General features: G+C 41.5%; 18 protein-coding genes. All 18 read left to right on the forward strand.

Annotation, left to right across the window (positions count from 1 at the left end; translation table 11 throughout):
• The first annotated feature begins 9 nt into the window (after nucleotides 1-9).
• The 18 genes from BN8899_RS09885 to rplN all read left to right on the forward strand — a co-directional run bounded on the left by BN8899_RS09885 (nucleotide 10) and on the right by rplN (nucleotide 14,291).
• A complete protein-coding gene (locus BN8899_RS09885; RefSeq protein WP_065219279.1) occupies nucleotides 10-1,950 on the forward strand; it encodes a RagB/SusD family nutrient uptake outer membrane protein in 1,941 nt (646 codons plus the stop codon).
• Nucleotides 1,944-3,335: a DUF4959 domain-containing protein gene (locus tag BN8899_RS09890; protein WP_065219280.1), complete on the forward strand. Its 1,392-nt coding sequence runs from the start codon at nucleotides 1,944-1,946 to the stop codon at nucleotides 3,333-3,335. Before BN8899_RS09885 ends, BN8899_RS09890 begins: the two co-directional genes overlap by 7 nt.
• A 10-nt stretch (nucleotides 3,336-3,345) precedes the next feature.
• Nucleotides 3,346-4,899, forward strand: coding sequence for a DUF4998 domain-containing protein (locus BN8899_RS09895; RefSeq protein ID WP_187376841.1), 1,554 nt, complete (start codon nucleotides 3,346-3,348; stop codon nucleotides 4,897-4,899).
• A gap of 643 nt (nucleotides 4,900-5,542) precedes the next feature.
• Complete coding sequence (rpsL, locus tag BN8899_RS09900; protein WP_018337689.1) at nucleotides 5,543-5,950, forward strand: 30S ribosomal protein S12; 408 nt, start codon at nucleotides 5,543-5,545, stop codon at nucleotides 5,948-5,950.
• A gap of 117 nt (nucleotides 5,951-6,067) precedes the next feature.
• Nucleotides 6,068-6,547 (forward strand): 30S ribosomal protein S7, encoded by a 480-nt coding sequence (gene rpsG / locus BN8899_RS09905; RefSeq protein ID WP_018337688.1) that lies wholly within the window; start codon nucleotides 6,068-6,070, stop codon nucleotides 6,545-6,547.
• Nucleotides 6,548-6,566: 19 nt separating this feature from the next.
• Nucleotides 6,567-8,669 carry an elongation factor G gene (gene fusA, locus BN8899_RS09910; RefSeq protein ID WP_026207495.1) on the forward strand — a complete coding sequence of 701 codons (2,103 nt, stop codon included), beginning with the start codon at nucleotides 6,567-6,569 and terminating at the stop codon, nucleotides 8,667-8,669.
• A gap of 76 nt (nucleotides 8,670-8,745) precedes the next feature.
• Nucleotides 8,746-9,051 carry a 30S ribosomal protein S10 gene (gene rpsJ / locus BN8899_RS09915; RefSeq protein WP_009137840.1) on the forward strand — a complete coding sequence of 102 codons (306 nt, stop codon included), beginning with the start codon at nucleotides 8,746-8,748 and terminating at the stop codon, nucleotides 9,049-9,051.
• A 66-nt stretch (nucleotides 9,052-9,117) separates the two neighbouring features.
• On the forward strand, nucleotides 9,118-9,735 hold the full coding sequence (rplC, locus tag BN8899_RS09920; RefSeq protein ID WP_026207494.1) for a 50S ribosomal protein L3: 618 nt from the start codon (nucleotides 9,118-9,120) through the stop codon (nucleotides 9,733-9,735).
• Complete coding sequence (gene rplD / locus BN8899_RS09925) at nucleotides 9,735-10,376, forward strand: 50S ribosomal protein L4 (RefSeq protein WP_018337685.1); 642 nt, start codon at nucleotides 9,735-9,737, stop codon at nucleotides 10,374-10,376. Before rplC ends, rplD begins: the two co-directional genes overlap by 1 nt.
• Nucleotides 10,377-10,379: 3 nt before the next feature.
• Entirely contained in the window at nucleotides 10,380-10,670 is a 291-nt protein-coding gene (rplW, locus tag BN8899_RS09930) for a 50S ribosomal protein L23 (RefSeq protein ID WP_018337684.1), read from the forward strand.
• Between the two features lie 5 nt (nucleotides 10,671-10,675).
• The gene (gene rplB, locus BN8899_RS09935; RefSeq protein WP_018337683.1) at nucleotides 10,676-11,500 is read left to right on the forward strand and encodes a 50S ribosomal protein L2; all 825 of its coding nucleotides are present in this window, start codon (nucleotides 10,676-10,678) and stop codon (nucleotides 11,498-11,500) included.
• 19 nt (nucleotides 11,501-11,519) lie between these two features.
• Nucleotides 11,520-11,789 (forward strand): 30S ribosomal protein S19, encoded by a 270-nt coding sequence (rpsS, locus tag BN8899_RS09940; RefSeq protein ID WP_018337682.1) that lies wholly within the window; start codon nucleotides 11,520-11,522, stop codon nucleotides 11,787-11,789.
• Nucleotides 11,790-11,825: 36 nt separating this feature from the next.
• Nucleotides 11,826-12,245 carry a 50S ribosomal protein L22 gene (gene rplV / locus BN8899_RS09945; RefSeq protein WP_018337681.1) on the forward strand — a complete coding sequence of 140 codons (420 nt, stop codon included), beginning with the start codon at nucleotides 11,826-11,828 and terminating at the stop codon, nucleotides 12,243-12,245.
• 4 nt (nucleotides 12,246-12,249) lie between these two features.
• Nucleotides 12,250-12,975, forward strand: coding sequence for a 30S ribosomal protein S3 (rpsC, locus tag BN8899_RS09950; protein ID WP_018337680.1), 726 nt, complete (start codon nucleotides 12,250-12,252; stop codon nucleotides 12,973-12,975).
• A gap of 29 nt (nucleotides 12,976-13,004) precedes the next feature.
• Complete coding sequence (rplP, locus tag BN8899_RS09955; RefSeq protein ID WP_018337679.1) at nucleotides 13,005-13,424, forward strand: 50S ribosomal protein L16; 420 nt, start codon at nucleotides 13,005-13,007, stop codon at nucleotides 13,422-13,424.
• Between the two features lie 43 nt (nucleotides 13,425-13,467).
• Nucleotides 13,468-13,662, forward strand: coding sequence for a 50S ribosomal protein L29 (gene rpmC / locus BN8899_RS09960; protein WP_018337678.1), 195 nt, complete (start codon nucleotides 13,468-13,470; stop codon nucleotides 13,660-13,662).
• A 6-nt stretch (nucleotides 13,663-13,668) separates the two neighbouring features.
• The gene (gene rpsQ / locus BN8899_RS09965) at nucleotides 13,669-13,923 is read left to right on the forward strand and encodes a 30S ribosomal protein S17 (RefSeq protein ID WP_018337677.1); all 255 of its coding nucleotides are present in this window, start codon (nucleotides 13,669-13,671) and stop codon (nucleotides 13,921-13,923) included.
• Between the two features lie 2 nt (nucleotides 13,924-13,925).
• Nucleotides 13,926-14,291 carry a 50S ribosomal protein L14 gene (gene rplN / locus BN8899_RS09970; RefSeq protein WP_018337676.1) on the forward strand — a complete coding sequence of 122 codons (366 nt, stop codon included), beginning with the start codon at nucleotides 13,926-13,928 and terminating at the stop codon, nucleotides 14,289-14,291.
• Nucleotides 14,292-14,334 lie beyond the last annotated feature (43 nt).

Genomic DNA, 14,334 nt, shown 5'->3' on the forward strand with positions numbered 1-14,334 from the left:
GAGATAGTGATGAAAAATCTAGTGTATATTTTATTACTGAGCCTATCCGTTTCTCTTCCGGGGTGTGGAGACTATTTGGATGTTGTGCCAGAGAATGATATAACGACGATCGAAACAATTTTTGAAAAAAAGGAAGATGCTTATCATTGGTTCCGTTCATGTTATATTATGCTTACGCCGCATATCGCAGAATTTTTGAATAATCCGGCTTTTCTTGGAGCGGACGAAATTGTTGCGGGGGAATATTGTAGACAAAAAGTTGGTCCCGGAGGATTATTTATTGGGGATGGTTTACAGATGGCCCAATCTCCGTACGGAGTCATGTGGCATAAAAATGAAGCGTATGGAGCGATTCGTTACATCAATATCTTTTTTGAAAAGATTGGTGGTGTCTATAATATGGAGGATTCAGAAAAGAAATTGTGGACAGCAGAGTTAAAAGCTCTAAAAGCGCATTTCTATTTTGAACTGATGCGCCGTTATGGTCCGATTATTTTGGTTCCGGAGAATATAGATCCGAATGTAAGTATCGATGAAATGAAGCAACCTCGTAGACCTATTGACGAGGTCGTAAATGCCATTGTGGAACTTTGTGACGAGGCAATAGAGGATTTGCCTTATTTAAAGGATAAACCATCGACACGTATTACTTATCACAGCAAGGAGTCCGCTGCAACGTTGAAAGCTATGACTCTTCTTTACGCAGCATCACCTTTGTTTAATGGTAATGACATGTTTTCGGATTTTTTGAATAAAAATGGAGAACGTTTGTTCCCTGATTATGACAAAGAAAAATGGAGAAAAGCCGCAGAGGCAGCCGATGAAGCGATCAAGATTTGCGAGGATGCGGGTAAGATTTTAGTTACCGGGAATTCAGATCGTCCGACTAAATTGCTAAACATCATGAAGGATATTGAGGATGCAGCTATTGCACCAGATTATAAAAATTCAGAGGCCATTTTTTATGTACGTAATACGGCTGGAGTTCCGAACGGGTATATTCTTCCATTCTTTGCGGGTGAAGGAGAAGGGGCAGATTGCCATGATCCTTCTTCTGCCGGTTGTTTGGGGGCAAGTATGAAGATGGTTGAAATGTTTTATACCGAACATGGAGTTCCAATTAATGAAGATAAACAGTGGGTTGTGTCGAAGTATTCAATGGGTAGAGAATCTGATGAAAAATATGCAAATGTTTTGAACCTGAATACTGAAATACTTGGTCTACATCGTCGTCGGGAACCTCGTTTCTATGCAAATATTGCTGCCGATCGTACGCTTTGGTACAGAATGCAAAAAAGTGGTCAGGAACAAAAATACATGGCTCAAGAAGTGCGTGCTTATCAGGGGGAATTGTATGGTACGAAAATTACCCGTATTGATAATAATACCCCACAAAATTTAAGCGGTTATTGGATAAAAAAATATCTCCGATCAAATATTACATTCTATTATTATACTAGTCGGGATAATACAGAAAAGGGAGGAGTTATCTTCCGTCTTCCTGATCTCTATCTGGCTTCTTCTGAAGCTTGGAATGAATATCTGGATGCTCCAGATAACCGGGTATATGATCCATTGAATAAAATAAGAGAACGTGCAGGAATTTTAGATGTTCAAGAAGCATGGAAAAATTATGCGCGTAATCCAGATAAAGTAAACACGAAATCAGGAATGCGAGAAATTATTCGACAAGAATGGAATATAGAGTTTGCTTTTGAAGGGCGCCGTTTTTGGAATTTGCGTCGTTGGATGACGGCTCCGGAAGAATTGAATACGCCGCAGTATGGATGGAATGTATTAGGTTCAACCGCTGAAACATTTTACCATAATTTTGAGGGACCGATAGTTGTTTGGTCAAAACGCAAGTTTAATGTTCCTCGGGATTATTTTTTCCCGATTCAGAGTGAAGAAGTGTTGATGTCAGAATGTAAACAGAATTTAGGATGGTAATTATTGAGATCAAAATGAAAAAGATTATTTATGCGCTATTAGTAGCCATATTTGTTGCTGCTTGTTCTGATTCCGAAGAATCAACGTTTTTAACGGATATTTCGGAAGATGCATTTTCATTTAAATCGATAGCGGGAGGTGCAATTATGCATTATAATCTTCCTGCTAATCCGGACGTAATGGGAATTTGTGTACGTTACAAGGATGCCTTCGGAAGTGACATACTTCGTACGGCTAGCAGTATATGTGATTCTATTGTGTTAATTGGTTTCAATGAAGCACAAAGTAATATTCCTGCGGTTGTGACCTTATGTAGGCGAGATGGCGTGGAATCCAATCCTATTAATATTATGTTTGGGACAAAAGATTCTGGCCCCATAGCGTTTATTAATAATGTAGAGGTAAAATCCGGTTGGAATGGATTTACTGTTGCATATCGTAATCCGGAAGATACAAAGGGGATGGCTCACGTGTTTTATTTAGGAATCAATCCTCGTACGAATGAACCGGATACTATTTTGATTAGTAGTTTTAATTTGGATGAAGGTGAAGATTTTATCGTTTACCAACCCAAACAAGAGTCTGGGCAATATGATATAGTCATTCGTGCAGAAGATTTTCGAGGTCATATGGTAAAAGAGCGTATTTGGGAAAATATAGATGCAATCACTACGTCCAAGTTGGATGCTTCAGAGTTTGAATTTATTTGTGATAATATTATAACCAGCGAAAAAGATAAAGTCGGTTTGCAATATTTATTTGACGGAGACACGAAAGGAACGACTTGGTGGGATGAAGATGAGCCTGACCGTACCCATTTTTATTCGTTTTTGGCAGGTCCCAATGCCGCAGGTGAAAACGCTCATCCAATGTACGTTGACATGAAAAAGAATAGATTGACCGCTCAATTAAGAATATATTGTATGCTTGGATATATGAGTGGTAAAGGACCTGATTTTTCCGCTCCCGTGTATTCTAATGCAGAAACCGCAGGTATTTGGTATGGATATTACGAGAATATGCTGCCATGTAAAGTGACCGTTTACGGGTGTAGGGATGATGGTAATGATAATATGGAAAATAAAGCATGGGAGAAAATTGGTGATTTTGAAGAATCTCCGAAGTTAGCACAATCTTTGCGTTGGAGTAGAAATGCGGCTGGTGGTATGTACAATTACGTCCGTCTTGCTAATAAAGCTGCTATGGAAGAGTGTGATCCGGCTTATTTATCAATAGATTTTGATGCAGAGCAGGGAGTGGGATATCGGTATTTGAAAATAGTAATTGATGATGTATTTGATTTACCGTGGAATCCGGCAAATATTAATCAACGAAATGGGTTAGAATATGTTGCTATGCAAGAATTGGAAATTTATACCGACTAAATTAGAAGCTATGGAAAGAAATAAATATACGATAGTGTTGTTTCTTATTTTGACGACTATATTAGGTTGTAGCGAAGACTTGGAAGATACTTATAAAAAGTATGCGGGAGATGGAGAAATTCGCTATCTTGGTCAATGCACAAATTTGTCTGTGACTCCGGGGTGGAAGCGTTTAACGGTAAAATGGACAAATAATGTAGACCCTAATGTGCAGGATATAAAAGTCGTTTGGACTAAAGATGATCAAACGAATGAATGTTTGTTAGAGAGGAACGTGACAGAATATGATATTACCAATCTGGAAGAAGACGGTAATTACGAAATATCCGTATTTGGATTAGATAAAGATGGAAATAAGTCAATCGTTAATACCGTTTATGCTCGTCCTTATACAGAATATCACGAAGAGGTGATGGCTTTTACACGTTTGATATCACGGCATTTTTTCGTGAAAAATAGAGTGATTTTAGCTTTTTCAGGTTGGGATGTGAATCTTAAAAGTGCCATTTTAAAATACACTAAAACAGATGGGGAGGAAGGATCCGTGGAATTTGGAGATTGGTTGGTTATGGCAGGTTTCACAAGATTTGTTGTTCCCGATGATGTGGATACTTCAAAACCCGTGGTGTTGTATAGAACAGGTTCTCTGCCCGGATGTAACGATGTAATCGAATTCGAGCCGTATGTCTTGGAGCATAAAATATTATTTGAAGCTGATATGAAGCAAGAATTGAAGCGTCAATATGGATTTGATGAAGATATTCCGGAAGATTGGGTCAATGAAGTTGAAGAGTTGGAATTGGATTGGAATTTCGGAAGCTTGGAAGATCTTTTAAATTTTCCGAATTTGAAGAAACTGGTTTTGGGTAAAAATCGATATTTATTGGATGAGAATGCTGCAAATGATGAAGTTTACGGCCAAAGTAAACTTTATGATGAAACGGCTTCGTATGATAATATGAATTGGACTGCCTTGACTTTCTCTCAATTTGTATTACAAACATTGAACGAACTCAATGGTTTAGTAGTTGAACGATACAATAGACATTATCAAGCTTTAAAAAAGGCCTCCTACATCATAGAGAAAGGAGAAACTGTAGAACCGGATCTTTTATATATTGATTTAAAAGATCATGTGTTTTCTGTGTATCCCGAGGATAAGGATGATTATAATTCAAACGTGAATCATTTGACGGATGGAGATGTCAACACATTTTGGCAGCCGTTACAGTTGAATTCATATACTACTTATGAAATGATTCTAGATATTGGTCAAATTCGTCATTTAACTGGTTTGAGATTTGTGCAAAGGATTTATCCTGGTGGAGATAATCAAATTATGATTGCACCTTCTACCATCAAAATTAATGTATCTAAAGACCAGGTAAATTGGGAGAATGCAACGTATATTGAAGAAAATAATGTGGGTAATAGTAGTGGAGAAATTACTTTAATTCCATTTGTATTAGGTGGAAAAGATGCTCGTTATCTAAGATTGCAAGTAAATACAGCTACTTATTATGGTTTTTATAATACAAGCTTTGCTGAAATAGGACTTTATTAATTTGCAGTGTAAATGAGGTTTCGAAGAAGTGAAGTGTCGTAAAGCTGAATCGTATATTATTGATAGTTTTGAAAAGAAGTCTGGTGTTACATCGGGCTTCTTTTTGTGTGTTGTTATTCAAAAGTTACTTTATTAATTTCTAGTTGAAGATATTTCCTGATTTGATAAAAGCATTTGAAGCGTTTGTAGATAAGTATTTTATGAAGTATAAATTAATTTTCAATGAAAACAGGTTTATCGGGAGTGATCGTACTTTTGAGCGTCACAGCTGGTGGCAGATGGCTTGTTGATTTTAGATTTTTCGAGATCAAGTAGAGAGGCAGTTGCTGCGATATTGGGTTGATGGAGGGTGGCGAGGGTGAATTTCTTGTGAATACAGGGTGTAATTCCGATGAAGTTAGGGTACAAAGTCCTTTTAAACTCCTTTTAAAGTCTTTTCAAAGACCTTCGGGAAGGTTTTTGAAAAGAGAGTGATGAGAAGAGGAAAGGAAAATATAAGTTTATTTGTTTGTAAGTACGCCTAACCATCTCACTGTCTTGTGCTTTTTTTGAAAAAAAAGATAGAAATGTTTGGTGGTGATGTATAAAGTTAGTACATTCGCGAGCCAAATTGAATAAAAGTAACTAATTTAAAAGTACTTGTATGCCAACTATTCAACAGTTAGTAAGAAAAGGAAGAACAAAAATCCAGGACAAGAGTAAAGCTCCGGCTTTGGATGCTTGCCCACAAAGACGCGGGGTTTGCGTTCGTGTGTACACGACTACCCCGAAGAAACCGAACTCAGCAATGAGAAAGGTTGCCAGAGTTAGATTAACCAACGGAAAAGAGGTGAATGCCTACATTCCGGGAGAAGGACACAACTTGCAAGAGCACTCTATCGTTTTGATCAGAGGTGGTCGTGTGAAAGACCTTCCGGGAGTTCGTTACCACTTGGTTCGTGGTACATTGGATGCAGCTGGTGTAAACGGTCGTTTACAGAGTCGTTCCAAGTATGGTGCCAAGAGACCGAAAAAAGGCGCAGCACCTGCTCCGGCAAAAGGTAAAAAGTAAAAGTTAGTGATTAACAGGAGTTGTTTATGGGTTGTTCCCGAAAAGTTGAGTAAATGGTCGTGAGACCGTTGAAGACCGGAAAGGGCAGCGAACGAACAAATTCGTAAACTAGAAGAGATGAGAAAGAGTAAACCAAAGAAAAGAATCCTGTTACCGGACCCGAAGTTTAGCGATGTATTAGTGACTCGGTTCGTTAATGATTTGATGGTAGACGGAAAGAAGTCTATCGCGTTTAGAATCTTCTACGATGCAATTGATATTGTAGATGAAAAATTAGCTAAGAAAGAAGAAAAACCAGCGTTGGAAATCTGGAAACAAGCTTTGGAGAATATCACTCCGCAAGTTGAGGTAAAGAGTCGTCGTGTAGGTGGGGCTACATTCCAAGTGCCGACGGAAATCAACCCGACGAGAAAAAGAGCCCTCTCCGTGAAAAATATGATTCTGTTCTCTCGCAAAAGAAGCGGTAGAAACATGGCAGAGAAACTAGCTGCTGAGATCATGGCTGCATACAAGGAAGAAGGAGCGGCTTTCAAAAAGAAAGAGGATATTCACCGTATGGCTGAAGCCAACAGAGCTTTTGCACATTTCAGATTTTAATTGAAGGGATAGAAAGAAGATGGCAAAAAGAGATTTACATTTTACAAGAAATATCGGTATCATGGCTCACATCGATGCCGGAAAAACCACAACGACAGAGCGTATCCTGTATTTCACTGGAGTGAACCACAAGATTGGTGAAACTCACGATGGTACGGCTACCATGGACTGGATGGTGCAGGAGCAGGAGAGAGGTATCACCATTACTTCTGCCGCTACCACGTGTTTCTGGAATTATCAGGATCAGCAATATAAAATTAATATTATCGACACCCCGGGACACGTTGACTTCACGGTTGAGGTAGAGCGTTCCTTGCGTGTATTGGACGGTGCTGTGGCATTGTTCTGTGCCGTGGGTGGAGTGGAAGCACAATCGGAAACCGTTTGGCGTCAGGCAAACAAGTACGGGGTTCCGAGAATCGCTTTCGTGAACAAAATGGACCGTTCAGGTGCTGACTTTTTCAAGGCAGTGCGTGAAATTCGCGAGAAATTGAAAGCTAACCCGATTCCGTTGCAGTTGCCTATCGGCGCTGAAGAGAGTTTCGAGGGAGTGATCGATCTGATCGAGATGAAGGCTTACGTGTGGGAGAATGGTGAGAAAACCGCTACGATTAAAGAAATCCCGGCTAATTTGTTGGCTGAGGCTCAAGAATGGAGAGAGAAGTTGGTTGAGGCTGCTGCTGTCCAGGACGAGGCTTTAATGGAACGTTTCTTCGAGGATCCGGATTCAATTACTGTTGAGGAGTTGAAAGCCGTGGTTCGTAAAGCAGTTATCGCTATGGACTTCTGTCCGGTGATGTGCGGTTCTTCATTCAAGAACAAGGGTGTTCAGAATTTGTTGGACGCTGTTGTCGCTTATTTACCTCACCCGCTGGATATTCCGGCTGCTGCTGGTAAAAGACCGCGTACCGAGGAGGCTGTGACTTTCGAGATTGACCCGGAAGCTCCGCTTTCCGCGTTGGCATTCAAGATCGCGACCGACCCGTTCGTGGGACGTTTGTGCTACACTCGTGTTTACTCCGGTAAAATTGAGTCGGGTTCATACGTTTACAACCCGCGAACTGAAAAGAAAGAACGTATTTCTCGTTTGTTCCAAATGCACTCGAACAAGCAACAGGCTAAAGATGTAATCGAAGCCGGAGATATTTGCGCTTGCGTTGGATTCAAAGATATTCGTACCGGAGATACCTTGTGTTCAGAGGAAAACCAGATCGTACTGGAAAGTATGACCTTCCCGGAACCCGTGATTGGTATCGCTGTTGAACCGCTTACCCAGAAGGATACGGATAAGTTAGGTATGGCTTTGGCTAAATTGGCCGAAGAAGACCCGACCTTCCGCGTGAAAACTGACGAGGATTCAGGTCAGACTGTAATCAGCGGTATGGGTGAGCTTCACTTGGATATTATCCTTGACCGTCTGAGACGCGAGTTCAAGGTTGAATGTAACCAAGGTGCACCTCAAGTGGCTTACAAAGAGGCTATCACCGGTTCTGTTGAACACCGTCACGTGTTCAAGAAACAAACCGGAGGTCGTGGTAAGTTCGCTGATATTATTTTCAGAATGGAACCCGCCGAGGACGGAAAAGATGGCTTGACTTTCGTGAACGAGGTGAAAGGTGGTAATATCCCGAAGGAATTTATCCCGTCAGTAGAGAAAGGATTCAAGGATGCCATGGTGAATGGTGTGTTGGCTGGTTATGAACTCGTAAGTTTGAAGATCACTTTGCTTGACGGTTCGTTCCACCCGGTTGACTCTGATGCGTTGTCTTTCGAAATGGCTGCCAAGATCGGTTACAAGGAAGCTGCTCAAAAGGCAAAACCGGTGTTGTTGGAGCCGATCATGAAACTCGAGGTGGTAACTCCCGAAGAGTACATGGGTGATATTATCGGTGACTTGAACCGTCGCCGGGGACAAGTTGAAGGAATGGAGTCTAGAGCCGGAGCTCGCGTGATAGAGGCTAAAGTGCCGCTTGCAGAGCAGTTCGGTTACGTGACCGTTTTGAGAACGTTGTCATCCGGTCGTGCAAGTTCTTCAATGGAGTTCTCTCATTATGCAGAGGTTCCGAAGGGAATTGCCAAGGAAGTTATCGAAAAAAATAACGGTAGAGTAGAATTATTGTAAGAATTTTAGATTGTCGATTTACGATTCTCGTTTATCTTGAATCGTAAATCTTAAATCATAAATCATAATTAAAAACATGAGCCAAAAAATCAGAATTAAGTTGAAATCTTACGATCACAACTTGGTTGACAAGTCTGCAGAGAAGATTGTAAAGACAGTGAAGGCTACCGGTGCAGTGGTAAGCGGACCGATTCCGCTTCCGACTCACAAGGGAATTTTTACTGTGAACCGCTCTACGTTCGTGAACAAAAAGAGCCGCGAGCAATTCTTGGTATGCACGTTCAAAAGATTGATTGATATCTACAGTTCAACTGCAGGTACAATTGATGCTTTGATGAAACTAGAGTTGCCGAGTGGTGTTGAAGTAGAGATTAAAGTTTGATAACGGCGAAAACCTATGTCGTTATTAGAGAGATTGAAAACCTATTTTTAAAAAGAAAAAAAAGAGATGCCAGGTTTAATTGGAAAAAAAGTCGGAATGACTTCCGTATTCAGTGCCGAGGGAAAAAGTATTCCATGCACTGTGATTGAGGCCGGTCCATGTGTTGTAACCCAGGTAAAAACTGTAGAGAAGGACGGTTACACAGCACTTCAGTTGGGGTTTGATGACAAAAAAGAGAAAAACACAACGAAGCCGCTAAGTGGACACTTTAAAAAGGCAGGCACAACTCCAAAAAGAAAACTTGTCGAGTTTTCTGGGTATGATGTCGAGTACAAGTTAGGAGATGTAATTGACGTGAAACTGTTCGAGGGAACAGAATACGTTGATGTTGTCGGAACCAGCAAAGGAAAAGGATTCCAGGGCGTTGTGAAACGTCACGGGTTTGCTGGAGTTGGAGAGGCTACTCACGGTCAGCACAACCGCCAGAGAAAGCCGGGATCTATCGGTGCTTGTTCTACACCGTCACGTGTATTCAAAGGAATGCGCATGGGTGGACAAACAGGTGGTGATAGAATAACGGTTCAGAACTTGGAGGTGTTGAAGGTGATTCCTGAGAATAATTTGTTATTGGTGAAGGGTTCTATCCCCGGAGCTAAAGGTTCATACGTAATTATCGAGAAGTAATGGAGTTAAGTGTATTAAACATTGCCGGACAAGAAACAGGCAGGAAGATAGAGTTAAATGACGCTATCTTCGGGATTCAGCCTAACGAACACGCTATCTATCTTGATGTAAAGCAGTTTTTAGCGAACAACCGCCAAGGAACCCACAAGTCAAAACAAAGAAATGAGATTTCCGGTAGTACCCGCAAGCTGAAAAAGCAAAAAGGAACCGGTGGAGCCCGTGCTGGTGGTATCAAGAATCCTCTGTTCAGAGGAGGTGGTAGAGTGTTTGGACCCGTACCAAGAGATTATAGCTTCAAGTTGAACAAGAAGCTGAAAAGATTGGCCCGTAAATCAGCATTATCTGTAAAAGTTGCCGAAAATGCGGTAACGATTGTTGAGGATCTCAACTTTGAGGCACCGAAGACAAAACAGATGATTCAGCTGTTGAATAACCTGAAATTAGGAGATCGGAACATCCTGTTGGTTACGAATAGCGAGATAAACGAGAACGTTTTGTTATCCGCTCGTAACTTGCAATACGTGGATGTGATGAGAGTTTGCGATCTTGCAACTTACAATATCATGAGAGCTAAGAATCTCGTGTTCGTTGAAAGTTCAGTGCAGGGCCTGAATGAAATGTTCAATCTTAATGAAGAGTAAGACATGCAAGTAATTTTTAAGCCCATTTTGTCAGAGAAAATGACAGCATTGACTGACAAGCAGAACAGAGTAGCATTCGTTGTGAGCAAAGCGGCGAATAAATTAGAGATTAAGAGAGCAGTTGAAGCAATGTACAGCGTGACCGTGAAGAACGTGAACACTATGGTGTACCAAGGAGATGCTAAATCTCGTTACACGAAAGCTGGTGTTATTTCCGGGAGAACCGCTTCATTCAAGAAAGCAATTGTGACCTTAGCAGAAGGTGATAGTATTGATTTTTTTAGCAATATTTAATTAAGATGGCTGTAAGAAAATTAAATCCTGTAACTCCTGGTCAGAGACATAAGGTAGCGATTACCTTTGATCAGGTGACTACAGATAGACCTGAGAAATCATTGTTAGGACCAAAGAGTAAAACTGGTGGACGTAATAACACCGGTAAAATGACAATGAGATATATAGGTGGTGGTCATAAACAAAGATACAGAATAATAGATTTTAAACGTGACAAGGACAATGTTCCGGCTCGTGTTGCAACAATCGAGTACGATCCCAATCGTACGGCGAGAATTGCTCTATTAGTGTATGCAGATGGAGAGAAACGTTACATCGTGGCACCGGACGGCTTGCAAGTTGATCAAACCGTGATAAGTGGTGCAGGTGTTGCTCCTGAAGTAGGTAATTCTTTGTTCTTATCTGAAATCCCACTAGGTACAATCATTCATAACATCGAGTTAAGACCGCAACAAGGAGCCGTGATGGCTCGTAGTGCCGGTTCTTCCGCTCAGTTAGTAGCAAGAGACGGTAAATACGTTTCTATCAAATTACCTTCCGGTGAAGTTCGTATGGTGTTGGCTGCTTGTCGCGCCACTGTTGGTACGGTGTCTAACTCCGACCATGCATTGGAACGTTCAGGTAAAGCCGGTCGTACGCGCTGGTTAGGTCGCAGACCTCGCGTGAGAGGTGTCGTGATGAACCCGGTTGATCACCCGATGGGTGGTGGTGAAGGCCGTGCTTCAGGAGGACATCCTCGTTCAAGAAAAGGCTTGTTGGCTAAAGGATACAAGACTAGAGCTCCGAAGAAGCACTCTAGCAAGTATATCATAGAAAGAAGGAAAAAATAACTGATTAATTATTGATGTTATGAGTCGTTCGTTAAAAAAAGGCCCTTTTATAGATTTCAAGCTAGAGAAAAAAGTATTGGTAATGAATGAGTCCAATAAGAAATCGGTTGTTAAGACCTGGGCTCGTCACTCCATGATTTCTCCGGACTTCGTAGGGCACACTATCGCTGTGCACAACGGTAATAAATTTATCCCCGTATTCGTGACTGAAAATATGGTAGGTCATAAACTGGGAGAATTTGCGCCGACGCGTACATTCAGAGGCCATGCTGATAAGAAGAAAAAATAATGCATGGTAAGGTTGAACTAAAGAAGATGTATTAAAATGGGTGCAAGAAAAAGATTAAGAGCAAATCAGAATAAAGAAGCCAAAAAAGAGAAGGCTTTTGCAATTCTTCGCGATTGTCCTACATCTCCTCAAAAAATGAGATTAGTAGCAGACTTGGTTCGCGGAGTAGATGTACAGAAAGCTTTGGATATGCTTAAGTTTTGTCCTAAAGAAGCTGCTCGTAAAGTTGAAAAGCTGTTGCTTTCAGCGATTGCAAACTGGGAACAGAAGAACGAAGGGAAGCGTGTTGACGAAGCCGCTTTGTTCGTGCAAGAGATTTTCGTTGACGGTGCAGGTATGTTGAAAAGACTTAGACCGGCCCCGCAAGGAAGGGCACACCGGATTCGTAAACGTTCAAATCACGTGACGATCGTGCTGGGAAGCAAGACAGCTGTTGAAAACATTACAAAAGAATAGTTACATGGGACAGAAAGTTAATCCAATAAGCAATAGATTAGGAATCATCAGAGGATGGGATTCTAACTGGTTTGGCGGCAAGAACTATGGCGATAAGTTGGTGGAAGATTACAAGATCAGAAAGTATCTGAACGCCCGTCTCGCTAAAGCCGGAATCGCTAAAATTGTTATCGAGAGAACTTTGAAGCTCATTACCATCACCATCAACACCGCTCGTCCGGGTATTATCATTGGTAAAGGCGGACAGGAAGTTGACAAGTTGAAGGAGGAGTTGAAGAAGATCACTGATAAGGAAGTTCAAATTAATATCTTCGAGATCAAGCGTCCTGAATTGGATGCTGTGATCGTAGGCAATAATATAGCTCGTCAGTTGGAAGGTCGTGTAGCTTACCGTCGGGCTATCAAGATGGCTATCGCTTCAACCATGAGAATGGGAGCGGAAGGTGTCAAGATTTTGATCTCCGGTCGTTTGAACGGTGCGGAAATGGCGAGAGCCGAAATCTACAAGGAAGGTAGAATTCCGTTGCACACGTTCCGTGCTGATATAGACTACGCTCAGGCCGAGGCTTTGACTACCTACGGTCAGCTGGGTATTAAGGTTTGGATTTGCAAAGGAGAGGTTTACGGTAAACGTGAATTGGTTCCGAATGCACTGGTAAGCGCTCCGAAGGAGAACAACCGTCCGAACAATGCCGGCAAAAAAGGCGGGTTTAAAAAGAGAAAAAAATAGTCTTTTAACTTTTAAATAGATCAAGAGCTATGTTACAGCCAAAAAGGACTAAATACAGAAGATCGCAGAAAGGGAGAATGAGAGGGAATGCCCAGAGAGGACATGAACTTGCATTCGGGTCTTTCGGGATCAAGGCGTTGGAGAACATGTGGATCGAACAACGCCAGATTGAAGCAGCCCGTGTCGCGGTAACCCGTTACATGCAAAGACAGGGCCAGATATGGATTCGTATATTTCCAGATAAACCTATTACTAAAAAACCCGCTGAGGTTCGTATGGGTAAGGGTAAGGGATCTCCAGAAGGATTCGTTGCTCCGGTTACTCCGGGACGTATTCTTTTCGAAGCAGATGGAGTACCGTACGCAATCGCTAAAGAGGCATTGCGTTTAGCAGCTCAAAAGTTGCCCATCGCTACGAAGTTTGTGGTTAGACGTGATTATGCTGAGTAGTCGTAGACTATTTTGAATTTCGAAACGAAAAAATGTAAGAGAAATGAAAACATCAGAAATTAAGGATTTAACCACTGAAGAGATAAAAGAGAAGATCGGGACAGAAAAATCTGCCTTGACGAAGTTGAAGATGAACCATGCTGTTTCTCCTCTTGAGAACCCGATGTTAATTCGGACTACAAGAAGAAATATCGCTAGATTGATGACGGAGTTACGCAAGCGTGAATTAAACAAGTAGTAGAAAATGGAAAGAAATCTTAGAAAAGAGCGTACCGGTCTTGTGGTAAGCAACAAGATGGACAAGTCTATCACGGTTGCAGTTCACTTTAAGGAGAAGCACCCGATTTACGGGAAGTTCGTCAGCAAGACCAAAAAGTTCACTGCCCACGATGAGAAGAACGAATGTAACATCGGGGATACAGTAAGAATTATGGAAACTCGTCCCTTGAGCAAGACCAAGAGATGGAGATTAGTTGAAATCATTGAAAGAGCTAAGTAATCATGATACAACAAGAGAGTAGATTGACCGTAGCCGATAACAGCGGCGCTAGAGAAGTGCTTTGTATCCGTGTTCTTGGTGGAACCAAGAAAAGATACGCACGCGTAGGCGATAAAATCGTTGTTACCGTGAAGAACGCCATCCCGAACGGGGATATCAAAAAAGGAACCGTTAGCAAGGCAGTGGTAGTTCGTGTAAGCAAAGAGTACAGACGTCCGGACGGATCTTATATCCGCTTTGATGACAATGCTTGTGTGTTGTTGAACAACGCGGGAGAAATGAGAGGAACTCGTATCTTCGGGCCTGTAGCCAGAGAAGTTCGTGAGGGTTATACCAAGATTGTATCTTTAGCCCCCGAAGTACTTTAAGATTTTAGATTTATGATTTTAGATTTTAGATTGAATAATGATC

This window comes from Butyricimonas sp. Marseille-P2440 (assembly GCF_900091675.1).
Taxonomy (GTDB): Bacteria; Bacteroidota; Bacteroidia; order Bacteroidales; family Marinifilaceae; genus Butyricimonas; species Butyricimonas synergistica.